A 23,063-nucleotide genomic window follows, 5' to 3' on the forward strand; every position below is an offset into this window, starting at 1 on the left:
GAGGAGCGAAGCGACGAAGCAATCCAGAGTCGTATGCGTGGCTCGGGATTGCTTCGCTCCGCTCGCAATGACGGGGAGGGTCAGTGATTATCCCGCGCGACGCCAACCGTATGGGCGATGTCGTGATACCGGGTGGCGAGCTCCATGCAGGCGCCGGTGGCGTGCTGGCCGACCGTCTGGCGGTACAACTCCTGCCAGGGTGTCTGGTTCGCCGGGTGGGCGAAGCCGCCCTTGGCCTTCAGCTCGGCATGACGCTTCGTCACCTCGTCATCCGGGATCAGGATATTGGCGCTGCCCTTGTTGAGGTCGATGCGCACCCTGTCGCCGGTCTTGAGGATCGCAAGCCCACCGTCCGCCGCCGCTTCCGGCGAGGCGTTGAGGATCGAGGGCGAGCCCGAGGTGCCGGACTGCCGGCCGTCGCCGATGCAGGGCAAGGACAGGATGCCGCGTTTGATCAGTGCCGCCGGCGGCTGCATGTTCACGACCTCGGCGCCACCGGGATAGCCGATCGGGCCGGTGCCGCGGATGAACAGCACGCAATGCTCGTCGATATCGAGCGCCGGATCGTCGATCCGCGCGTGGTAATCCTCCGGCCCCTCGAACACGATGGCGCGGCCCTCGAAGGCGTTGAGGTCTTTCGGGTTGCTCAGATAGCGCTCGCGGAATTCCTTCGAAATCACGCTCGTCTTCATGATCGCGGAATCGAAAAGATTGCCGCGCAGCACCAGGAAGCCGGCATCCTTCACCAGCGGCTTGTCGTAGCTCCAGATCACGTCGCTATCGGGCTTGGGCGCTTCGCGGCAATTGTCGCCCATGGTGCGGCCGTTGGCGGTGATGGCATCCTCATGAATGCGATTGTGCGCCATCAATTCGCGCACCACCGCAGGCACGCCGCCGGCGCGATGATATTCCTCGCCAAGATAGAAGCCGGCCGGCTGCATGTTGACAAGCAGCGGCACGTCATGGCCCAACTTCTGCCAGTCGTCGATGGTGAGCTCAACCCCGACATGGCGCGCGAGCGCGTTGATGTGAATCGGCGCGTTGGTCGAACCGCCGATGGCGGAATTGACCACGATGCAGTTCTCGAACGCCTTGCGTGTCAGGATGTCGGAGGGCTTCAGGTCGTCCCAGACCATCTCGACGATGCGTTTTCCCGTCTCATACGCAATCTGGCCGCGCTCGCGATAGGGCGCGGGTATCGCGGCGCAGCCGGGCAACGACATGCCGAGCGCTTCGGCCAGCGAGTTCATGGTCGAGGCCGTGCCCATGGTGTTGCAATGGCCGACCGAGGGCGCCGAGGAGGCCACTATCTCCATGAACTCCTCATAGTCGATCTCGCCGGCGGCGAGCCGCTCGCGCGATTTCCAGACGATGGTGCCCGAGCCGGTGCGCTCGCCGCCATGCCAGCCATTGAGCATCGGCCCGCCCGAAAGCACGATCGCGGGCAGATTGACGGTCGCTGCCGCCATCATGCAGGCCGGCGTGGTCTTGTCGCAGCCGGTGGTCAGCACCACGCCGTCGAGCGGATAGCCGAACAGGACTTCGACCAGACCGAGATAGGCGAGGTTGCGGTCGAGCGCCGCAGTGGGACGCTTTCCGGTCTCTTGAATCGGGTGAGTCGGAAACTCCATGGCGATACCGCCGGCCTCGCGGATGCCTTCCCGGACACGGTGCGCCAATTCGAGATGATGTCGGTTGCACGGCGACAGGTCGTTGCCGGTCTGGGCGATGCCGATGATCGGCTTGCCCGACTGCAATTCCTTTCGGGTCAGCCCGAAATTGAGATAGCGTTCCAGATAGAGCGCGGTCATACCGGGATTATGGGGGTTGTTGAACCATTCGAGGGAACGGAGCTTGCGCCTCGCGACGCCGGTTAGCGGCTTGTTCATGATTTCTCCCGCAGCGCACACGCCTCAATTTTAGGCGGCATTGACGCTTCATCCGATGTTTACATCATGGCGGTCGGATCGCAAATCTCTCCTTCCAAACAGTTGGCAAGGGGGATGATTTAAGACTTTGATCCAACGACATCGCCGAAAAAGTCTGGTAAGACCCGGACCAATCAAAACAGGCCCGCGGCTCGCTTCCGCGGGGGGATTTAAGGAAATCGGGGAGGGACTGTATGTCCTCAGTGCATATTCGCGACGTCAGGAAGTCGTTCGGCGGCTTTGAGGTCCTGCACGGCGTGACGGTCCCGATCGAGGATGGCGAGTTCGTCGTCCTGGTCGGCCCCTCCGGATGCGGCAAATCGACCCTGTTGCGCATGCTCGCTGGGCTGGAAAACATCACCTCGGGCACGATCTCGATCGGCGAGCGCGTCGTCAACAATGTCCAGCCCAAGGAGCGGGACATTGCGATGGTGTTCCAGAACTATGCGCTCTATCCGCACATGACGGTTGGCGAGAATATGGGCTTCTCGCTCAAGTTGCGTGGGGCCTCCACGTCCGAGATCAACAAGCGGGTGCAGCGCGCCGCCGAGATCCTGGCGCTGACGCCCTTGCTCGAGCGCTATCCGCGGCAGCTTTCCGGCGGCCAGCGCCAGCGCGTGGCAATGGGACGGGCCATCGTGCGCGATCCCCAAGTGTTCCTGTTCGACGAGCCCTTGTCCAACCTTGACGCCAAGTTGCGCGTGGCCATGCGCACCGAGATCAAGGAACTGCACCAGCGGCTGAAGACGACCACCGTTTACGTTACCCACGACCAGATCGAGGCAATGACGATGGCCGACAAGATCGTCGTCATGCATGACGGCATCGTCGAGCAGATCGGCTCGCCGCTCGATCTCTATGACAAGCCGGACAACCAGTTCGTGGCGGGCTTCATCGGCTCGCCGGCGATGAACTTCCTCAAGGGCAAGGTCGCGGTGAACGGCACTGCCTCGTTCGAGGGGCCGAACGGCGTCAAGCTGCCGCTGAAATCGGCGCCCGCCAATTCCAACGGGCAGGCGGTGGTCTATGGCGTGCGGCCGGAGCATTTCACCATCGCCGATGACGGCGCGGACGCCGAAATCATCGTGGTCGAACCGACCGGCTCGGAGACACAGGTTTATGCCAAGCTCGGCGGCGAGCAGGTCGTGGCGGTGTTCCGCGAGCGGCACCAGTTCAATCCCGGCGACAAGGTCAAGCTGAAGCCGGATCCGTCGCTGGTGCATCTGTTCGACGAGACGACAGGAAAACGGCTGTAGGAAAGCTCGCGCGCGCTCAGCCGGACAATCATAAACGCGCGGCAAAAGCACAACAAAGCAGAAGAAAACGGGAGTGGAGACTATGGGAGACTTTAACAGGCGCGACATCCTCAAGGTCGGCGTCGGTGCGACCACGGCACTCGCCGGCGCTGGGATCGTGCCCGTACGCGCGGCCGAATGGACCAATACTCCGGAGGCCAATGCGTCGATCCGGGTGTTGCGCTGGAAGCAGTTTATCCAGGCCGAGTTCGACAAGTTCGCCGAACTGACCAAAGCATTTTCCGAGAAGACCGGCGTCAAGGTGAAGCTCGAGGCCGAAAGCTGGGAAGATATCCGCCCGAAGGCCGCGGTGGCTGCCAATGTCGGCGCCGGCCCCGACCTGATCATCGGCACGCTGGATGATCCTTTCAAATTCCCGGACAAGCTGATCGACGTCACCGACGTCGCCGAATATCTCGGCGCCCAGTATGGCGGCTGGTATCCGGTGGCCGAGAAATACGGCAAGAAGGGCAACAGCTGGATCGCCATTCCGCAAGGCGCGACAGGCGGATGCATGAACTATCGCATCAGCCACATGAAGGCAGCGGGGTTCGAGGAGTTTCCGAAGGATCTGCCGGGCTTCCTGAAGCTCTGCCAGGGCCTGAAGAAGAACAACACGCCGGCCGGCTTTGCACTCGGCCACGCCACTGGCGACGCCAACGGCTGGTGCCACTGGCTGCTGTGGGCGCATGGCGGCAAGTTGGTCGATCAAAAGAATCAGGTCGCGATCGATTCGCCGGAAACAATTGCGGCGCTCGAATACGCCAAGCAGTTGTACGCCACCTTCATCCCCGGTGTGCTCTCCTGGAATGACTCCAACAACAACAAGGCGTACCTGGCCGGCGAAATCAGCCTCACGCTGAACGGCATCTCGATCTGGACGGTCGGAAAGACCTCGCCCGATCCGAAGCAGCAGGAGATCGCCAAGGATACGAATCACGCCGCCTGCCCGATTGGTCCCGGCGGCAAGTCCACCGAGCAGCAGAACGTGCTGGTCGCCTACGGTTACAAATATTCCAAGTACCCGAAGGCCGTGAAGGAATACATCCGCTTCATGTGGGACAAGGCGAATTACGACGCCTGGGAGGTTGCCTCCAACGGCTATGTGTCGCCGCCGCTCCCGGCCTATAATGACAATCCCGTCTGGACCTCGGATCCCAAGATCACGCCGTTCCGTGATTGCCTGAAGCGTTGCCTCGACAATGGCTATGCCGGCGATCTCGGCAACGCCTCGGCGGGTGCGATGGGCGACTTCATCGTCGTCGACATGTTCGCGGAAGCGGCTTCGGGCTCGGCGTCTCCGAAGGATGCGGCAGCGCGCGCTGCCGAGCGCGCCAAGCGTTACTACCAGGCCTGATCTATCAGCCGATCGTGCGGCGTCCGGGCGCTCCGGACGCCGCATTGATCATCGGGAGTTCTTCTATGGCTGTCATCGCCGAACCCGTCGTACAGGCGCCACGTGCAAGCCTGTTGTCGCGGGCACTCGAGAACAGGAGTTTCCTGGGCTCGCTGTTCATGCTGCCGGCCATACTCATTCTTGTGCTGTTTCTGGCCTATCCGCTGGCGCTGGGCTTCTGGCTTGGCCTCACCGATACCAGCATCGGCGGCACCGGGCACTATGTCGGCATCGCGAATTTCGTGTCACTGGCAAAGGATTCCGTGTTCTGGCTTTCGGTGTTCAACACGATCTTCTACACGGTGACCGCCAGTGTCGTGAAATTCGCGATCGGGCTTTATCTTGCCGTGCTGCTCAACGAACGGTTGCCGTTCAAATCCATCCTACGCGCCATCGTGCTGCTACCCTTCGTGGTGCCGACGGTGCTATCGGCGATCGCGTTCTGGTGGATCTATGACAGCCAGTTCTCGATCATCTCGTGGGTGCTGATCAAGGCCGGTTTGATCCACAACTACATCGAGTTCCTGGGCGATCCCTGGAATGCGCGCTGGTCGGTGGTCGTCGCCAATATCTGGCGCGGCGTGCCGTTTGTTGCGATCACGCTGCTTGCGGGTCTGCAGACCATCTCGCCCTCGCTCTACGAGGCGGCCAATCTCGACGGCGCCACGAACTGGCAGCGCTTCCGCTACATCACGCTGCCGATGCTGTCGCCGATCATCGCGGTCGTCATGACCTTTTCGGTCCTGATGACCTTCACCGACTTCCAGCTGATCTACACCATCACCCGCGGCGGGCCGATCAACGCGACGCATCTGATGGCGACGCTGTCGTTCCAGCGCGCCATCACCGGCGGGCATCTGGGCGAGGGCGCCGCGATTTCCAACGCCATGATTCCGTTCCTGGTCGCGGCGATCCTGTTGAGCTTCTTCGGGCTGCAGCGCACGCGCTGGCAGCAGGGCGGGAGGGACTGACCGTGACGACAACCGAAGACCAAAGCGTCGGCATGTCCTATCTGGACAGCTGGCCGCGCCGTACGCTCAGGATCTATCTGCCGCTCGGGCTGATCGTCTTCTTCCTGCTGTTCCCGTTCTACTGGATGGCGGTGACGACCTTCAAGCCGGACGCGGAGATGTACGATTATGAGAAGTACAATCCGTTCCTGATCGCACATCCAACGATGGAGCACGTCTACAAGCTGTTCTTCGAGACCGACTATCCGCAATGGATGACGAACACGATCATCGTCTCGATCTCCTCGACTTTCATCTCGCTGTTTGCCAGCGTCTGTGCGGCCTATGCAATCGAGCGTTTGCGCTACAAGGGCTCGCGCTATGTCGCGCTCGGCATTTTCCTGGCCTATCTGGTGCCGCCCTCGATCCTGTTCATTCCGCTCGCGGCCATCGTGTTCCAGCTCGGGCTATTCGACGGCAATCTCGCGCTGATCCTGACCTATCCGACCTTCCTGATCCCGTTCTGCACCTGGCTGCTGATGGGCTATTTCCGCACCATCCCTTATGAGCTCGAGGAATGTGCCCTGATCGATGGTGCGACGCGCCTGCAGATCCTGACCAAGATCACGCTGCCATTGGCGCTGCCTGGGCTGATCTCAGCCGGCATCTTCGCCTTCACGCTGTCCTGGAACGAGTTCATCTACGCGCTGACCTTCATTTCCTCGTCGGAGAACAAGACCATTCCCGTCGGCGCCATCACCGAACTCGTCAATGGCGACGTCTACCATTGGGGCGCGCTGATGGCGGCAGCCCTTGTCGGATCCGTCCCCGTCGTGATCCTTTATTCTTTCTTCGTCGAGCATTATGTGTCGGCCATGACCGGCGCCGTGAAGGAGTAAGCGCGCGAGGCCGGCGACAAGAACAAACAAGGAGTTGGCTCTTGCATATTCTGGTTCTGGGCGCTGCCGGCATGGTCGGCCGCAAATTCGTGGAACGCCTGCTGCGCGACGGGCGGCTCGGCAGGAGCGACATCACCCGGCTGACCCTTCACGACGTGGTGGCGCCGGCGAAACCCGAAAAGGCCGGATTTCCGGTCGAGGTCATGGCCGGCGACTTCGCGGTACCAGGCGCTGCCGAAAAATTGATCGCAGGCCGCCCCGACGCGATCTTCCATCTGGCCGCTATCGTTTCGGGCGAGGCCGAGCTTGATTTCGACAAAGGCTATCGCATCAATCTCGACGGCACCCGGATGCTGCTCGATGCCATCCGCCTGGCCGGCGGCGGCTACAAGCCGCGGGTCGTCTTTACCTCCTCGATTGCCGTGTTCGGCGCGCCGTTCCCGGACGCCATTGGTGACCAGTTCTTCCATACGCCGCTCCTGAGTTACGGCACCCAGAAGGCGATCGGCGAACTCCTGCTGGCCGATTATTCGCGACGCGGCTTCCTCGACGGCATCGGCATCCGCCTGCCGACCGTCTGCATCCGTCCCGGCGCGCCGAACAAGGCGGCCTCCGGCTTCTTCTCCAATATCCTGCGCGAGCCGCTGGCGGGGCAGGAGGCGGTGCTGCCGGTCTCGGAAGATGTGCGCCACTGGCATGCCACCCCGCGCTCGGCCGTGGGCTTCCTGCTGCATGCGGGCACCATGGACCTCGCGACCGTAGGTCCGCGCCGCAACCTCACCATGCCGGGCCTGTCCGCAACCGTGGGCGAGCAGATCGCGGCTCTCAAGCGTGTGGCCGGCGAGAAGGTTGCCGCCCGGATCAAGCGCGTACCGGATCCCTTTATCATCGGCATTGTCGACGGCTGGCCACGCAATTTCGAAGCCAAGCGTGCGCGCGAGCTCGGCTTCACCACCGCCGAGAAGAACTTTGACGACATCATCCGGATTCACATCGAGGACGAACTTGGTGGTAAGTTCGTCGACTGACGGAGCATGATCCGGAACCGAAGGGCCGCCCAAGCGCAAAGCGTGAAGCGGTTTTCCGAAGAGATCATGCTTAAAACAAGGACATTTGCGGGAGCATTGCCATGACAGCCAGCATCGTTGGATGGGCTCATACACCGTTCGGCAAATTCGATACCGAAACGGTCGAGAGCCTTGTGGTTCGCGTCGCCAATGAGGCACTCGCGGACGCCGGCGTCTCTGCCGCCGATGTCGACGAGATCGTGCTCGGGCATTTCAATGCCGGCTTCTCGCCGCAGGATTTCACCGCCGCGCTGGTGCTGCAGGCCGATCCGAACCTGCGCTTCAAGCCGGCGACGCGGGTCGAGAATGCCTGCGCGACCGGCTCGGCCGCCGTGCATCAGGGCATTCGTGCGATTGCGGCGGGCCAGGCGAAGATCGTGCTGGTGGTCGGCGTCGAGCAGATGACGCGCACGCCCTCGGCCGAGATCGGCAAGAACCTCTTGAAGGCCTCGTACCTGCCGGAGGACGGCGACACCGTCGGCGGGTTTGCCGGCGTGTTCGGCAAGATCGCGCAAGGCTATTTCCAGAAATATGGCGACCAGTCGGACGCGCTCGCGATGATCGCCGCCAAGAACCACAAGAACGGCGTCGCCAATCCCTTCGCGCAAATGCGCAAGGATTTCGGCTTCGAGTTCTGCCGCTCCGAAAGCGAGAAGAATCCCTATGTCGCCGGTCCGTTGAAGCGCACCGACTGCTCGCTTGTCTCCGACGGCGCCGCGGCGCTGGTGCTGACCGATTCAGAAACCGCAAAGACCATGGGCAAGGCGATCAACTTCCGCGCTACCGCGCATGCGCAGGATTTCCTGCCGATGTCCAAGCGTGACATCCTGCAGTTCGAAGGCTGCACGGTGGCCTGGCAGCGCGCGCTGGAGAAGGGCGGCTTGCAGCTCTCCGATCTCTCCTTTGTCGAGACCCATGACTGCTTCACCGTCGCCGAGCTGATCGAATATGAGGCGATGGGCCTGACGCCGCGCGGGCAGGGCGCGCGTGCGATCAAGGAAGGCTGGACCCAGAAGGGCGGCAAGCTGCCGATCAACCCCTCCGGCGGTCTGAAGGCCAAGGGACATCCGATCGGCGCAACCGGCGTCTCCATGCATGTGATGACGGCGATGCAGCTCGCCGGCCAGGCGCCGGAAGGGATGCAGCTCAATGGCCCCAAGCTCGGTGGTATCTTCAACATGGGCGGCGCCGCGGTCGCGAACTACGTCTCGATCCTCGAGCCGGTGAAGTAGGACTGGTGACACTGTCATGCCCCGCGAGAGCGGGCATCCACTAACCACAAGCGCGCGCGATCACTGACGGTTGTAGCTACCGGATCGTTGGCTTTCGCGGGCGATGACGGGGGGTGTGCGGTTTGCCACGCGGGCAGTACCCAACAAGGAACCGATCGTGAAGCGTGTCGACATCAGCTCCTACGGCATTCCGGAAGAGGTGGCCCGTTGTGTCGACGTTCCGGACGTCGGGCGGCCCGCGGCTGGCGAAGTCATCTTTGACGTCCTGGCCTTCCCGATCAATCCCGCCGACGTGATGTTCTGCCGCGGCGCGTACCGGATCAAGCCGCCGCTGCCTGCGACGCCCGGCGCGGAATGTGTTGGCCGCGTTGTCGTCGTCGGCGAGGGCGTCTCCTATGTCTCGCCGGGCGATCTCGTGATCAACCTGCAGCGCGAGAACTGGGCGCAGCGCCGCCGCGTCAAGGAGAGCGATATCGTTCGCCTGCCTGCAGGCATCGACCTGCGGCAGGCTGCGATGGTGCGTATTAATCCACCGACCGCGCTTTTGATGCTGACGGATTTCGTCGATCTCAAGCCGCGTGATTGGGTGTTGCAGAACGCCGCTAATTCCGCAGTCGGCAAACTTGTAATCCGGTTGGCGAAGATGCGTGGCCTGCGGACCATTAACGTCGTCCGCCGCGAGGAGTCGTTTGCGGAGCTGAAGGCGCTCGGCGCCGATGTCTGCCTCGTCGATGGACCTGATCTCGCCGCGAGCGTCGCCTCGGCCGCCGGTGGCGCGCCGGTCACACTCGCGCTGGACGCAGTTGCGGGCGAGGCTACGGGGCGGCTGGCGGCTGCACTCGCCGACGGCGGCACTGTCTGCAACTATGGCGCGATGGCGGCGACGGGAAATGGCGTCAACATCCCGTATTCCGAGCTGATCTATCGCGGTATCAAGGTCACGGGCTTCATGCTCGGGCGCGGACTTGCGGGCCGTTCGCTGAGCGACATCCGCAAACTTTATGACGAGATTGCCGTACAGGTGCAGGCCGGCGCGCTGCAGGCGCCGGTCGAAGCCGTTTATCCCATCGATGACATCGCCGCGGCACTGATGCATGCCCAACGTGGTGCGCGAAGCGGGAAGATCCTGGTTACGCCGAACGGCATGGTCTGAGGTACGCGGGGCAGGGCGCCGTCGCGCGCCTCCACTTTATCGTGCGCCCGTCACGCGCCAGATGACATTGCCGACGTCGTCGGCGACCAGCAGCGAGCCGTCGGGTCCAAGCGCGACGCCGACCGGCCGTCCGTAGGAGAAATCCTCGTCAGGCGCGAGGAAGCCCGACAGGATATCCCTGGGCGGGCCGGATGGGCGACCGTTCTCGAAGGGCACGAACACGACCTTGTAGCCGCTGAGCGTCGAGCGATTCCAGGAGCCGTGCTGACCGATCACCATGCCATCGGGAAAGCCCGGCAGCGTGCCGGCCGGCATCCAGCACAGGCCGAGTGAAGCGGTATGCCCGCCGAGCGCGTAATCGGGCTGGATGGCCTTGGCGACCAGGCTCGGATCCTGCGGCACGCGATCGTCGACGATCTGCCCCCAGTAGCAATAGGGCCAGCCGTAGAAGCCGCCGTCGCGCACCGAGGTCAGATAATCCGGCGGCGTTTCGTCACCGATTCCATCGCGCTCGTTGACGACGGTCCAAAGTACGCCGGTGTTCGGCTCCCACGCGAGACCCACGGGATTACGCAGGCCACTGGCGAAGATGCGGCTGCTGCCGCTGGCAAGATCGAGCTCATAGATCGCGGCACGACCCTCCTCAACCTCCATGCCGTTCTCGGCGATGTTGGAGAGCGAACCGACCCCGGCATAGAGCTTCTTGCCGTCCGGGCTCGGCAACAGGCTGCGGGTCCAATGTCCGGCCGGCTTGAAGGTAACGAGCTTTCGCCCAGATGCCGTGATGCGGTCGGCGCCCGCCGCATACGGAAAGGCCACCACGCCGTCGGTATTGCCGACATAGAAGGTGTCGCCGATCAGCGCCATGCCGAAGGGCTGGCTCAGCCCTTCCATGAAGGGCTGATGCACTTCAGCGACACCGTCGCCGTCGCGATCGCGCAAGAGGGTGATGCGATTCGCGCTGACGCCGAGCGCATGCGCGCGCCGCATCGTCGCCTGCATCGCATAGGTGAACATGCTTTTGATGGGGCCTGCGATCTGGTTCGCTTCCGAAATCAGCACGTCGCCATTGGGCAGCACATTGATCCAGCGCGGGTGATCCAGCCCTTTTGCGAACGCATTGACCTGAAGTCCGCCTGCGGCGGTCGGCTTCTCGCCGTCGCTCCAGCCCCTGGCCGACGGCATTTTGAGCGTGGGCAGCGCTCCTTGCGGTTTGGCTTCCGGAATGTCCGGCGTGTTGCCCCAGGCGGCCTTTTGCGGCACGCCCTGCATCCGGCGCCACCTCAAGGCGGCGCCGCCAATCAGCGCCACGAACTGCGCGAACATGCTGGAAAACGTCATGATGTCCCTCTTGATTGCGCGCACACTATCCAATGCCGGATCGAAGGGCCATCCGGTCCGCAGCCCCGCATAGCGGCATCCCCGATCGTGCGTGGCTCGGTCTTTGCTGATGCCGCCGTGCTGATGCCGCCGTTTTCCCGCGCCAGCACAACGCGTTAGATCTTGATTTTAGATATGTCGGGTTTGCCTTCGTGGCGCGAAACAATCGCCGAGGTTCCGAGTTGGCTAGTTCGGCCCAAAGGCGTTAATCTCTTGCCTGTAGGTTGGCCGCAAGTCCTCGTAAGTGGGGGTGCGCATGAGGTCCGGCATTTCGAACATGACGCGCAGGCGGATGCGGATTTGGCCCGCGACCCTCGTCATTGCGGTTCTCGCCGTGCTGATTGGGCCCGTCGAGCAGGCGGTCGCGAGAGGAAGCGGCAGCGCGATCCAGCAGGTCGAGACGCGCAGCGCTGGCGAGCCGATCCTGGCCATCGTTTCCCTGCAGCGGCAGCGCATCACCATCTACGACGCCCAAGGCTGGATCTTGCGCGCACCGGTGTCGAGCGGCCAGAAGGGGCGTGAGACGCCTTCTGGAATATTTGCCGTCATCGAGAAGGACGCCGATCACCATTCAAATCTGTATGACGACGCCTCCATGCCGCACATGCAGCGCCTGACGTGGTCCGGCATTGCGCTTCATGGGGGGCCCTTGCCGGGATATCCGGCGTCCCACGGCTGCGTTCGGATGCCTTATGGCTTCGCTGAGCAGCTGTTCGATCTGACACAAATGGGTTTGCGGGTAATCATAGCTCCAGGTGATGCGGCGCCCGTCGAGATCGCGCACCCCGCCTTGTTGCGACCGAAGCCCGGCGCCGGTGCGCTGGTCCTTGCGCGGAATGCGGATGTGGCCGAGGCCACCTCGAAATTCAACCAGGCGAGGCTCGCGGCCGGGACGGCCTATCGGGAGGCGACGGCCGCCATGGTGCCGGTGCGCGTCGCCCAAAACCAGAAGCTCAGGGCGGAGACGCAATTGGCTGCCGCCGAAACCGCGCTGACCAACGCTACGACCGATGAGGCGAAGCAGGCAGCCGACGACGCCAAGGCGCAGGTGACCGCCAGGATCGCCGACCTGCAGACACAACTCGACGCTGCGCAGGCCCAGTTGCGCCTGAAGGCCGATGCCCGTACTGCCGCGCGCGATGCGGTCGGCGCCGCGGAGGCCGCCCAGACCGCGGCGGCGGAAGCGGCGCGCCAAGCGGCACACGAACTCGATCCTGTCTCCGTCCTGATCAGCCGCAAGACCCAGAAGCTTTACGTGCGGCAGGGCTTTGAACCGATCTTCGACGCTCCCATAGCAATTGCCGATCCCGATCGTCCGATCGGCACCTATGTCTTTACCGCCCTGGAGCGGACCGGCGGGAACGATGACATCAAATGGAGCGTGGTTTCGCTGGAGGGAGCACGTCCGCAGACCGACGCCGTCGACTCCCGTGGCCGGCCCGCCGCGCGCAGTGGTCGCGATGTCGAGCCGATACTGGCGGTAGCGGACGGTGCCAAGGCTGCGCTCGATCGCATCACAATCCCGCAGGAGGTGCTCGAGCGCATTCCCGGAACATCGCCGCGATCGTCCATGATCGTGACCGACGAGGCGCCGAGCTCCGAGACTTCGAAGGGCACCGATTTCGTGGTCGTGCTGAGCGACGAGCCGCAGGGTGGGATCAAGTTCCGCAAACGAGCGCCGGCGCAGGATTACCGCTACATCGGAACACGTTATCGCGCGCCGGCTTCGGGTGCGCCGGCTTCGGGTGCGCCGACCTGGGGTGCGCCGGCCTGGGGCGCACCGGCTGGAGGACGTTTCTTCACCTGGTGAGCGCCAAGGTCGGGAAGAGCGACGACGGCAGGCGATCCGATGATGGTTGGGGCTGCGATGGTATTCGTCGTCAGCGACATCGCTGACAGCATCGCGCACTACCGCGACGTGCTGGGCTTCGCTGTCACGTTCCAATATGGCGGTCCGACCTTTTATGTGGGGCCGCCCGTGCAACAAAGCGCATAGCCCCATACGTCGGCCGCGCTTGCCCTTGGGCGCCGGCTGCCGTTAGTTGGCCCGAGCAAACAAGATTTCGGCAAGTATTTCGGGGAGGACCAATGGGCCCACTGCAAGGCATCAAGGTCGTCGACATGACCACTGTGCTGATGGGGCCCTATGCCACCCAGATGCTCGGCGATTACGGTGCCGACGTCATCAAGGTGGAATCGCTCGAGGGCGACGTCACGCGGCTGATCGGTCCGACGCGGCATCCGGGCATGGGGCCGGTGTTTCTCAACACCAACCGCAGCAAGCGCTCGATCTGTCTGGACCTGAAGAAGCCGGCGGGGCGCGAGGCCGTGCTGCGACTGATCAAGTCGGCTGATGTGCTCGTCTATAATGTGCGGCCGCAGGCGATGGCGCGCCTCAATCTCGGCTATGACATCGTGTCCGAGATCAATCCGCGGCTGATCTATGCCGGCGTGTTCGGCTTCGGCCAGGACGGACCCTATGCCACAAAACCCGCCTATGACGATCTGATCCAGGGCGCGACGGGACTGCCGGCACTGATGGCCCAGACGGGCGACGGCACGCCGCGCTATGTGCCGAACGCACTGGTCGATCGTATTGTCGGCCTCACTGCAGTGGGCGCGATCTGCGCGAGCCTGGTCGAGCGCGAACGCACCGGACGCGGCCAGCGCGTCGACATTCCCATGTTCGAGACCATGGCCGGCTTTGTGATGGGCGACCATATGGGCGGTCTGACCTATGATCCGCCGCTCGACAAGGGCGGCTATGCGCGGCACCTGTCGCGCGACCGCCGGCCCTACAAGACCTCCGACGGCTATCTCAGCGTCATTGTCTATAACGACAAGCAGTGGGAAAGCTTCTTCAAGGCGACCGGCCGCGACGATCTGCGCCGCGATCCGCGCTTTGCGACCTTCGCGGGCAGGGCGGTCAACATCGACTTCGTCTATGGCGAGCTCGCTCGCATTTTCGAGACGCGACCGACCGCGGAGTGGATCGAGCTTCTGAACAAGGCTGACGTCCCTGTGATGCCCATGCACGACCTGCAAGGCATTCTCGACGACGAGCATTTGGTCGCAACCGGCTTCTTTCCGGTTGTCCAGCATCCGACCGAGGGACCGATCCGCAGCACGAAGGTGTCGGCCAATTGGTCTGAGACCAAGGCGGAACCGACGAGGCTGGCGCCGCGCCTCAACGAGCATGGCGCAGAAATTTTGCGTGAAGCGGGCTTTTCGCGCGAGGAAATCGAGAACATGATCCGCGATGGCGTGACCAAGCCGTCGCCTGCGGCCTGAGGGATAGACATGGACTTCGCGCTCTCTGCCAACCAGGAATCGATCCGCGATGCGGTCGCAAAGATCTGCGCGCGTTTCGACGACGCCTATTGGCTGAAGAAGGACAAAGAGGGCGGCTTTCCCGCCGACCTGCACAAGGCGCTGGCCGACGCCGGCTGGCTCGGCATCTGCATCCCCGAGGAATATGGTGGCTCGGGTCTCGGCATCCTCGATGCCGCGATCATGATGCGCACGATCTCGGAATCCGGGGCCGGCATGTCGGGCGCGTCGGCGGTGCATATGAACGTGTTCGGCCTCAATCCGGTCGTGGTCTTCGGCACCAAGGAGCAATGTGCTCGCATGCTGCCGGGCATTGTCGACGGCCGCGAGAAGGCGTGCTTTGCCGTCACCGAGCCCAACACCGGCCTCAACACCACGCAGCTCAAGACGCGTGCGGTGTTGAAGGGTGACCGATATGTCGTCAATGGGCAGAAGGTCTGGATCTCGACCGCGCAGGTCGCAAACAAGATCCTCCTGCTCGCGCGCACCACGCCGCTGGAGGAGGTGAAGAACCCGACCTTCGGCCTTAGCCTGTTCTATACCGATTTCGACCGCAGCCGCATCACGGTGCACGAGATCGAAAAGATGGGCCGCAAGCCGGTCGACTCCAACGAACTGTTCTTCGAGAATTTTGAAATCCCGGTCGAGGACCGGCTCGGCGAAGAGGGGCGCGGCTTCGAATACATCCTGCACGGCATGAATCCGGAGCGCATCCTGATCGCGGCGGAAGCAGTCGGGCTCGGCCATCTCGCGCTGTCGCGGGCTAGCGGCTATGCCAAGACGCGCAATGTCTTCAACCGCCCGATCGGCAAGAACCAGGCGATCCAGCATCCGCTCGCCAAGAACTGGATGGAGCTGGAAGCGGCCTGGCTGATGACGCTGCACGCCGGCTGGCTCTACGACAAGGGCATGCCATGCGGGCCGGCCGCGAATTCGGCCAAATATCTCGCGGGCGAAGCGGGCTTCCGCGCCTGCGAGCAGGCGGTGATGACGCATGGCGGCTTCGGCTATGCCAAGGAGTTCCATGTCGAGCGTTACCTGCGGGAGTCGCTGATCCCGCGCATCGCGCCGATCAGCCCGCAGCTGATCCTGAGCTTCATCGCGGAGAAAGTGCTCGGCCTGCCGAAGTCGTATTGAGATGGGGATATTTCTCGCCCTTCGTTCGTCATTCCGGGGCGCGCGAGCGACGCGCGAACCCGGAATGACGGAAGGTGAGGCCCGATGAGCTATATCACCGGCGTTGGATTAACCTCCTACGGCAAGCACGAAGGCTCGTCCTCGCTCGACCTGATGAGCCAGGCCGCCGCGCTGGCACTTGACGACGCCGGGCTTACGCGTGGCGAGATCGACGGCATTCTCTGCGGCTACTCTACGGTGTCGCCGCACATCATGCTGGCGACCGTGTTTGCCGAGCATTTCGGCATCCAGCCGTCCTACGCGCACGCCGTACAGGTCGGCGGCGCCACCGGGCTCGCCATGACCATGCTCGCGCACACGCTCGTCGAAGCTGGCGTGGTGCGGCATGTGCTGGTCGTCGCCGGCGAGAACCGGCTGACCGGACAGAGCCGCGACGCCTCGATCCAGGCGCTGGCGCAAGTCGGTCATCCCGACTACGAGGTGCCGCTCGGCCCGACGATTCCCGCCTATTACGGCCTCGTGGCTTCGCGCTACATGCACGAATACGGCGTGACGCAAGAGGACCTAGCCGAGTTCGCGGTGCTGATGCGGCGTCACGCGCTTGGCCATCCCGGCGCGCAGTTCCATGACCCAATCACAGTTGCGGACGTGATGGCTTCAAAGCCCGTGGCGTTGCCGTTAAAGTTGCTCGACTGCTGCCCCGTCTCCGACGGCGGCGCCGCTTTCATTATAAGCCGCGAGCCGACCAATGCGGCGCGCGTGCGCATCCGCGGCTGCGCCCAGGCGCACACCCATCAGCACGTCACGGCGGCGCCTTCGCTCGACAGGCTCGGCGCCGAGATCGCGATTGCCAGGGCGAAAGCAGCCACAGGCATTGCGATCTCCGACGTGCGCTATGCCGCGGTCTACGATAGTTTCACGATTACGCTCGCCATGCTGCTTGAGGACCTGGGACTCGCCAAGCGCGGCGAGGCGGCAGCGCAGGTTCGCGCCGGTCATTTCTCGCGCGACGGAGAGATGCCGCTCAACACCCATGGCGGTCTCCTCAGCTACGGCCATTGCGGCGTCGGCGGCGCCATGGCGCATCTGGTCGAGGCGCATCTGCAGATGACGGGACGCGCCGACGACCGCCAGGTGCGCGACGCCTCGCTTGCGTTGCTTCATGGCGATGGCGGGGTGCTGTCCTCGCATGTCAGCATGTTCCTGGAGCGGGTGTGATGAGCGAGAAGCTTGCGGACTGGACGACAGGCGAAGCCGCGATCGTCTATCAAAGCTGCGCGGCTTGCGGCGCCAGGCAGTATTTCCGGCGCGGCTTCTGCGCCTCATGCGGTGCGACGGAACTGAGGGAACTCCGCGCCAGCGGCGAGGGGACAGTCTACGCGGCATCGCTGGTCTGCCGCGCTGCGACGCCGGAGACCAAGGCGCATGTGCCCTACAATATCGTGCTGGTCGATACCGATGAGGGCTTTCGCATGATGGCCCATGGCGACACGGATGTCGCCATGGGCGATCGCGTCACTGTACGCTTTGTTCAATTTGCCGGACGGGTTGTGCCTTGCTTTGCGAAGGCTTCTCAACCCGATAGAACAGAACGCTGGCGATGACGAGCATTGCCGTCACCGCCAGCAAGTGCGCGAATGCCTCCGAGGTCGCCCTCCTGGTGGCATGCTTCATGCCTCTCCTCCCTAGACCTGGGCATGACTCATCGTTGCGCGCGAACGCGCATAGACAGTCAGATTTTACTCGGAACACCCCACGATTCGTATTCGCGTTATGTTGTCCCCACGCGGCGAATATCGACTGTACCAAGGTCGAACAGTAATACGGCGGCAATTTGACTCGGGCGTGTTGCTGTTGCGTCGCGCAGGCGATACTCGTTTACGGGATCAAAGCTTTGGAACTCAAAAGAGCCGGCCCGGAAACCCAAGGTGGAACATAGATGGCCCGTATTGCCTATAGCGATCCAGCTAAACACAGCGACCGCACTCGCGAACTGCTCGGCAAGAACCGCAACGCCAACATCTTCCGCATGATGGCGCATTCACCGAGTTATCTTGAGCAATATTGCCGGCTCGGCGGCGCCATCAGGCACAAGGGTGAGCTTGACCCGGTGGTGCGGGAGCTTGCGATCACGCGCACCGGGATTTTGTGCGAGGCGCCGTACGAGATCACAGCCCACAAACGCATCGGCAAGAATGTCGGCGTCACCGACGAGCAGAACGCGGCGCTGGAGAACTGGCAGTCAGCCACCTGCTTCAACGAGGTGCAGCGCGCCGCGCTCGCCTTCGCCGACGAGACCGTCAGGCTGCCGCGTGCCACCGACGCAACCTTCAAGGCGATCGCCGCCAAATTGACTCCCGGAGCATTGGTCGAGTTGCAACTCGCCGTCGGCTTCTATGTCATGACCTCGAAGTTCCTGGAGACCTTCAAGATCGACATGCAGCCGGCTTCGGAGGTGATCCCGTAAGACGTTACGTCGCCGTCAGCAAGTTCAGCTTGGTGTTGGCCAGGATCAGCCGGTCGGCCAGGAGCTGAGCGAGGTTGCGCATGATCCGTTCGCCAGCGCGCGGATTGTCTTCGCGGAAGCGCTCGAAATCTGCGAGCTGCACCTCGAGCGCGGTCACCTGCGCGTCGGCATAGACATCGGCCGAACGGTGCGGCTCCAGGAGTGCCATCTCCCCGAATGCCATGCCTGCCGTGATGGTTGCAACGCGGATGCCGTTCGGCAGCTTGACGTGGACGACGCCTGATTTGAGGAAGAATAGCGAAGAGGCCGGCTCGCCCTCAGCCAGGATCTTCTCGCCGGGCCGATAGGTCTTGACGGTGCCAAGCGCAGTGAGCTGGTCCAGCTCCTCCTTGTCGAGGCCCGCGAGCAGCATCTGCTCGGCAAGCTCGGTGACCTCCACCGCATAGATGTTGCCGCCATGGCGGTAGACGATCTGATCCTCCGCCCATTCGATGGCGTCGTCGAGCAGGGGATAGTTGCGGATGTTGGAAAGTCCCGCGGCCCATTCGCCAATGCTTTTCCATTGCCCCGAGGCGCGATCGATCCCTGACAGGATCACCGTGACGTTGAAATTCGCAAGCTCCTGGAACTCTTCCGCCAGCAACCGTCCGCCGGCCGGCGTCACCGCGGCGATCCGGCGGAGGTCGAAGATCACGAATTGCGGGCGCGGCTTGCTGGCAAGCTGGCGCGAGACATAATCGACGGTGGAGAACGATAGTGTCCCCACCAGCTCGATGATCCGGACCTGGTTGTGATGGGCGGCGAGAATCCGGCGCTCCTGCGGCCTGCGGCTGCGGCGCGAGCAGCTCTTGCCGATGTTGTAGTCGGCGATGACGGCATTGCGCGCATCGTCGGCCCGGCTCAGCATGTGCAGCCCGTAATGCGACGACAGCGCCTCGCAGACCTTGATGCCGCGCACGCTGTTGCCGTGGGCGTCGAGCCGAGGCGAATAGCTGCCCAAGCCCAGCCGTGCCGGCAGCGCCGCAAGAATGCCGCCGCCGACGCCGCTCTTGGCCGGGATGCCGACGCGATAGATCCATTCGCCGGCATAGTCGTACATGCCCGACGATGTCATCACACTCAGCGTGCGCGAGACGGCGTAGGGCGTCACCACCTGCTCGCCGGTGACGGGATTGATGCCGCGATTGGCGAGCGTCGCCGCCATGACCGCGGCGTCGCGCGCGGTCACCAGGACCGAGCACTGCCGGAAATAGACGTCGAGCACCTTGCGGACGTCTTCCTTGACGACACCGGAGGTGCGCAGCAGATAGCCGATGGCGCGGTTGCGGTCGCCGGTCGCGTTTTCCGAGGCAAACACGGCTTCATCGACGTCAAGCTCGCGCCCGGCGAAGCGGCTCAAAGCCTGGCGCACGATGTCGAAGGCCGCATCGCCCTTTGCTTCCAGGATCAGGCCGGAGCAGGCGATCGCGCCGGCATTGACCATCGGATTGAATGGATGGTTCTCCGCATTGAGCCGGATCGAGTTGAAGGGATCGCCGGATGGTTCTACGCCGATCACTGCTTCCACCCGCGTCGCGCCCAGCGTGTCCAGCGCCAGCGCGAACACGAACGGCTTCGACATCGACTGGATGGTGAAGGGCACGCGGGAATCGCCGATCTCGTAGACATGACCGTCCAGTGTCGCAAGCGAGATGCCGAAATGCTCGGGGTGCGCCTTGCCAAGCTCGGGGATGTAATGGGCGACCTCGCCGGAATCGTCAGCGGCGAAATCCTTGTGGCACGCGGTCAGAAACCGCAGCAGCGGCGGCGAGGAGGCCGCCCAATTGCGCGCGCCCGCGACTGGCGCCGTTCGCATCATGTCCATGACATCTTCCGAAGTGAGACAGGCGTTCGCGCGATGTTACGACGCCGCGCGGCACATCGAAACCACTCTGCCGGCCGGTTGGCGCGGCAGTCTGCCGAGTGCGCAGGCAGCGCGCGTCAGGTCTCGAGGATCGCCACCACCTGGCCTTCGGCGACGACGTCGTCGACCGCGACCAGTATGGATTTCACTTTGCCGGCTGCAGGCGAGGCGACCGGAATTTCCATCTTCATCGCCTCGACGAAGGCGATGTCCTCGCCATCGCCAACGTCAGCGCCAAGCGGAATGGGGAGGGCGCAGATGCGCCCGGCGACTTCTGTAACGATCTTGATATCTGGCATGCCAACCGGCTTTTTGTTGTCGCCGCACAATGCCTGAGGTAGCTTGTTCTTCAAGTGGAATTTTATTCCGCACAACGGAATCGGGTGGAAGCTATGGGACGACGCTCCGAGCGGCTGAGCAGGCCAAGACTGCTTACCAGTGACGCGACAGGTGAAGGTGACGTCATTCAGGTGGTCTCCCGCGCCTTTGACGTGCTCCGATGTTTTGAGGGGCACGAGGCGCGGCTGGGAAATCTGGAAATTTCCAATCGCTGCGGCCTGCCGCGCTCGACGGTGTCGCGGCTCACGCACACGCTGACGCGGATGGGCCAGCTCGTCTATCTGCCGCGCGATCAGAAATATCGCATCGGCCCGAGCGCGGTGGCGATGAGCACCTCGATGATGAAGGGGCTGCAGCTGCGCAACCTGATCCGGCAGCGCTTGCAGGATGTCGCAGACCAGTTGCCCGGCACTGTCGGCTTTGTGATCCCCGATCGCTTCCACCTCGTCTATCTCGAATACGCCCGCTCGGCGAACGCACTCGGACTGCACGAGGTCACCGGCAGCCGCATCTCGATGGCGAGCACGGCGGCAGGCCATGCCTACACCGCAGCGCTGGAGCCCGACGCTGGCGATGCGCTGCTCGCCGAGATGGAGCGCGAGGCGCCTGAGGCCGCCAAGGTGCTGAAGCCCCGGATCGAGACCAGCCGTCAGTTTTTGCGCGAGAACGGCTATGTCGTCGCCTGTGGCCTCTGGTCGCCGCACATCAATGGCGTCGCGGTGCCGCTGTGGTCGCCGCAGTATCAGACCTTTGTCTGCGTGACGATCGGGCTGCTGGCTGCGATGTACGACGACGCGCGGCTGCACACGGAGGCAGCGCCCGTGATGCGCGAGCTCGCGGCCGCGGTGGGCGGCCTGCTCGAGACTGCGGAAGGCGACATCTTCAACAACCGGCTGGAGCGGAAAACGCTTGGCGTTGCTCCCAACAACAAAATGACCATGACGGAGGAGACGAATGATCTGGAAGCCCGAACTCGACGAGCTCGCTCGGCGCGAGGCCTTCGCGCGCGAGATGGGAGGCGTTGAGAAGGTCAAGCGACAGCGCGACCAGGGCCGGCTCACCGTCCGCGAACGCATCGACAAGATGGTCGATGCCGACAGCTTCCACGAAATCGGTGCGATCTCAGGCATCGGCGAGTATGACGACAAGGGCGAACTCACCAATCTGACGCCGGCGAACTGCGTGTTCGGCCGCGGCAAGGTGGGCGGCCGTACCGTCGTCGTGGTCGGCGACGATTTTACGGTCCGCGGCGGCTCCGCCGATGCGTCAATCTCCGCAAAGCCTTTGATGGCGGAGGAGATGGCGCACGATTTCCGCCTGCCGATCATCCGCATCATCGAGGGCTCCGGCGGAGGCGGCTCGGTGAAGACGATCGAGACCAAGGGCGCGGCCAATCTTCCGGGCGGCATCGGCGGCAACCGCTGGTACCGCTATACGACGGAAAATCTCGCGCATGTGCCGGTGGTCGGCCTCGGGCTCGGCTCGGTTGCCGGCCTCGGCGCGGCGCGCCTAGCCGCAAGCCATTACTCGGTCATGACGCGCAGCTCCGCGATGTTCGTCGCGGGACCCCCGGTGGTGAAGCGGCTGGGGCAGGACCTCTCCAAGCAGGAGCTTGGCGGTGCCGACATCCAGACCCGCGCCGGCGGCGTCGATGACGCCGTGGATACGGAGGAGGAAGCATTTGCGCGCGCGCGGCGTTTCCTGTCCTACCTGCCGTCCTCGGTGTTCGAGCTTCCGCCCACAATTGCTTGCAACGACGATCCCGAACGGAGCGAGGAGACGCTGCTGAAAGCGGTGCCGCGCAGCCGCAAGCAGGTCTACAAGATGCGCCCGATCATCGAGTCGGTGGTCGACAAGGGCTCGTTCTTCGAGCTCAACAGCAATTTCGGCCGGCCGATCATCGTGGGCCTTGCGCGACTCGAGGGCCGCGCGGTCCTTCTGCTCGCGAGCGACCCCTTCCATTATGGCGGCTCCTGGACAGCGGAGGCCTGCCAGAAGGTGGTGCGCTGGGTCGACTTCGCCGAGACCTTCCATCTGCCGATTGTCTATCTGATGGACTGCCCGGGCTTCATGATCGGGCTGGAAGCGGAGAAGGCGGCAACCATTCGGCACGGCGTGCGCGCCATGGCCGCGGTCAACCAGACCACGGTGCCCTGGTGCACGGTGATCATCCGCAACTCCTTTGGCGTCGCGGGCGTCGTGCATCAGCCGGCCGACCGCTTCTCCATCCGCTACGCCTGGCCATCGGCCTATTGGGGTTCGCTGCCGCTCGAAGGCGGCATCGAGGCGGCCTATCGTGCGGAGATCGATGCAGCGGAGGATCCATCGGCCAAGCTCAAGGAGATCGAGGCCCGCCTCAACAAGCTGCGCTCGCCGTTCCGCTCCGCCGAAAAATTCTGGGTGGAAGAGATCATCGATCCCAGGAAGACGCGCGCGCTGCTCTGCGAGTTCACGCGCCTGGCCGAGCCGTTGCGGACACCGGGGCTTGCGAAGGGCATGACGATCCGGCCGTAACGAAGAACGTAGGGTGGGCAGGGGCGCGTCTACGCGCTGTGTCCACCAGGTTGCGAGAGCGGGCCTGATCGAT

20 protein-coding genes are annotated in these 23,063 nt (G+C 63.5%); 16 read left to right on the forward strand and 4 right to left on the reverse strand.

Annotation, left to right across the window (positions count from 1 at the left end; all coding sequences use genetic code 11):
- Positions 1 to 80: 80 nt before the first annotated feature.
- On the reverse strand, positions 81 to 1,889 hold the full coding sequence (locus A3AI_RS0114890) for an IlvD/Edd family dehydratase (RefSeq protein WP_024516349.1): 1,809 nt from the start codon (positions 1,887 to 1,889) through the stop codon (positions 81 to 83).
- A 233-nt stretch (positions 1,890 to 2,122) separates the two neighbouring features.
- Between A3AI_RS0114890 and A3AI_RS0114895 the strand changes: the two genes are divergently transcribed.
- The 7 genes from A3AI_RS0114895 (at position 2,123) to A3AI_RS0114925 (ending at position 9,920) form a co-directional block, all read left to right on the forward strand.
- Positions 2,123 to 3,184 (forward strand): ABC transporter ATP-binding protein, encoded by a 1,062-nt coding sequence (locus A3AI_RS0114895; protein ID WP_024516350.1) that lies wholly within the window; start codon positions 2,123 to 2,125, stop codon positions 3,182 to 3,184.
- Between the two features lie 82 nt (positions 3,185 to 3,266).
- The gene (locus tag A3AI_RS0114900; RefSeq protein ID WP_024516351.1) at positions 3,267 to 4,580 is read left to right on the forward strand and encodes an ABC transporter substrate-binding protein; all 1,314 of its coding nucleotides are present in this window, start codon (positions 3,267 to 3,269) and stop codon (positions 4,578 to 4,580) included.
- A 65-nt stretch (positions 4,581 to 4,645) separates the two neighbouring features.
- On the forward strand, positions 4,646 to 5,590 hold the full coding sequence (locus tag A3AI_RS0114905) for a carbohydrate ABC transporter permease (RefSeq protein WP_024516352.1): 945 nt from the start codon (positions 4,646 to 4,648) through the stop codon (positions 5,588 to 5,590).
- A 2-nt stretch (positions 5,591 to 5,592) separates the two neighbouring features.
- On the forward strand, positions 5,593 to 6,468 hold the full coding sequence (locus tag A3AI_RS0114910) for a carbohydrate ABC transporter permease (protein ID WP_024516353.1): 876 nt from the start codon (positions 5,593 to 5,595) through the stop codon (positions 6,466 to 6,468).
- A 41-nt stretch (positions 6,469 to 6,509) separates the two neighbouring features.
- Positions 6,510 to 7,496 (forward strand): D-erythronate dehydrogenase, encoded by a 987-nt coding sequence (denD, locus tag A3AI_RS0114915; RefSeq protein ID WP_024516354.1) that lies wholly within the window; start codon positions 6,510 to 6,512, stop codon positions 7,494 to 7,496.
- Between the two features lie 101 nt (positions 7,497 to 7,597).
- Complete coding sequence (locus tag A3AI_RS0114920) at positions 7,598 to 8,767, forward strand: acetyl-CoA acetyltransferase (protein WP_024516355.1); 1,170 nt, start codon at positions 7,598 to 7,600, stop codon at positions 8,765 to 8,767.
- A gap of 157 nt (positions 8,768 to 8,924) precedes the next feature.
- Complete coding sequence (locus tag A3AI_RS0114925) at positions 8,925 to 9,920, forward strand: zinc-dependent alcohol dehydrogenase family protein (protein ID WP_024516356.1); 996 nt, start codon at positions 8,925 to 8,927, stop codon at positions 9,918 to 9,920.
- A gap of 36 nt (positions 9,921 to 9,956) precedes the next feature.
- Here A3AI_RS0114925 and A3AI_RS0114930 read toward each other — a convergent pair whose 3' ends face one another.
- A complete protein-coding gene (locus A3AI_RS0114930) occupies positions 9,957 to 11,261 on the reverse strand; it encodes a PQQ-dependent sugar dehydrogenase (RefSeq protein WP_024516357.1) in 1,305 nt (434 codons plus the stop codon).
- 295 nt (positions 11,262 to 11,556) lie between these two features.
- Here A3AI_RS0114930 and A3AI_RS0114935 point away from each other — a divergent pair, with 295 nt between their 5' ends.
- The 7 genes from A3AI_RS0114935 (at position 11,557) to A3AI_RS0114965 (ending at position 18,234) form a co-directional block, all read left to right on the forward strand.
- Positions 11,557 to 13,110 carry a L,D-transpeptidase family protein gene (locus A3AI_RS0114935; RefSeq protein WP_036048311.1) on the forward strand — a complete coding sequence of 518 codons (1,554 nt, stop codon included), beginning with the start codon at positions 11,557 to 11,559 and terminating at the stop codon, positions 13,108 to 13,110.
- A 39-nt stretch (positions 13,111 to 13,149) separates the two neighbouring features.
- Positions 13,150 to 13,296, forward strand: coding sequence for a VOC family protein (locus tag A3AI_RS46260; RefSeq protein ID WP_245286890.1), 147 nt, complete (start codon positions 13,150 to 13,152; stop codon positions 13,294 to 13,296).
- 92 nt (positions 13,297 to 13,388) lie between these two features.
- A complete protein-coding gene (locus A3AI_RS0114945) occupies positions 13,389 to 14,591 on the forward strand; it encodes a CaiB/BaiF CoA transferase family protein (RefSeq protein WP_024516359.1) in 1,203 nt (400 codons plus the stop codon).
- A 9-nt stretch (positions 14,592 to 14,600) separates the two neighbouring features.
- Positions 14,601 to 15,767 (forward strand): acyl-CoA dehydrogenase family protein, encoded by a 1,167-nt coding sequence (locus tag A3AI_RS0114950; protein ID WP_024516360.1) that lies wholly within the window; start codon positions 14,601 to 14,603, stop codon positions 15,765 to 15,767.
- A gap of 84 nt (positions 15,768 to 15,851) precedes the next feature.
- Positions 15,852 to 16,985: a thiolase family protein gene (locus tag A3AI_RS0114955; protein ID WP_024516361.1), complete on the forward strand. Its 1,134-nt coding sequence runs from the start codon at positions 15,852 to 15,854 to the stop codon at positions 16,983 to 16,985.
- A complete protein-coding gene (locus A3AI_RS0114960) occupies positions 16,985 to 17,371 on the forward strand; it encodes a Zn-ribbon domain-containing OB-fold protein (RefSeq protein ID WP_024516362.1) in 387 nt (128 codons plus the stop codon). Before A3AI_RS0114955 ends, A3AI_RS0114960 begins: the two co-directional genes overlap by 1 nt.
- Before the next feature lie 335 nt (positions 17,372 to 17,706).
- Positions 17,707 to 18,234, forward strand: coding sequence for a carboxymuconolactone decarboxylase family protein (locus A3AI_RS0114965; protein ID WP_024516363.1), 528 nt, complete (start codon positions 17,707 to 17,709; stop codon positions 18,232 to 18,234).
- A gap of 4 nt (positions 18,235 to 18,238) precedes the next feature.
- Here A3AI_RS0114965 and glsA read toward each other — a convergent pair whose 3' ends face one another.
- Together glsA and A3AI_RS0114975 are read right to left on the reverse strand one after the other, a co-directional pair.
- Positions 18,239 to 20,092: a glutaminase A gene (gene glsA, locus A3AI_RS0114970; RefSeq protein ID WP_024516364.1), complete on the reverse strand. Its 1,854-nt coding sequence runs from the start codon at positions 20,090 to 20,092 to the stop codon at positions 18,239 to 18,241.
- A 122-nt stretch (positions 20,093 to 20,214) separates the two neighbouring features.
- Complete coding sequence (locus A3AI_RS0114975) at positions 20,215 to 20,436, reverse strand: acyl-CoA carboxylase biotin carboxyl carrier protein subunit (protein WP_024516365.1); 222 nt, start codon at positions 20,434 to 20,436, stop codon at positions 20,215 to 20,217.
- A gap of 93 nt (positions 20,437 to 20,529) precedes the next feature.
- On the opposite strand from A3AI_RS0114975, the gene A3AI_RS0114980 reads away from it, so the two are divergent.
- Complete coding sequence (locus A3AI_RS0114980) at positions 20,530 to 21,501, forward strand: IclR family transcriptional regulator (RefSeq protein WP_024516366.1); 972 nt, start codon at positions 20,530 to 20,532, stop codon at positions 21,499 to 21,501.
- Entirely contained in the window at positions 21,431 to 22,990 is a 1,560-nt protein-coding gene (locus A3AI_RS0114985) for an acyl-CoA carboxylase subunit beta (RefSeq protein WP_024516367.1), read from the forward strand. Before A3AI_RS0114980 ends, A3AI_RS0114985 begins: the two co-directional genes overlap by 71 nt.
- Positions 22,991 to 23,063: the final 73 nt, after the last annotated feature.

It is taken from the genome of Bradyrhizobium sp. Tv2a-2 (assembly GCF_000472425.1).
In the GTDB taxonomy this organism is placed as follows: domain Bacteria; phylum Pseudomonadota; class Alphaproteobacteria; order Rhizobiales; family Xanthobacteraceae; genus Bradyrhizobium.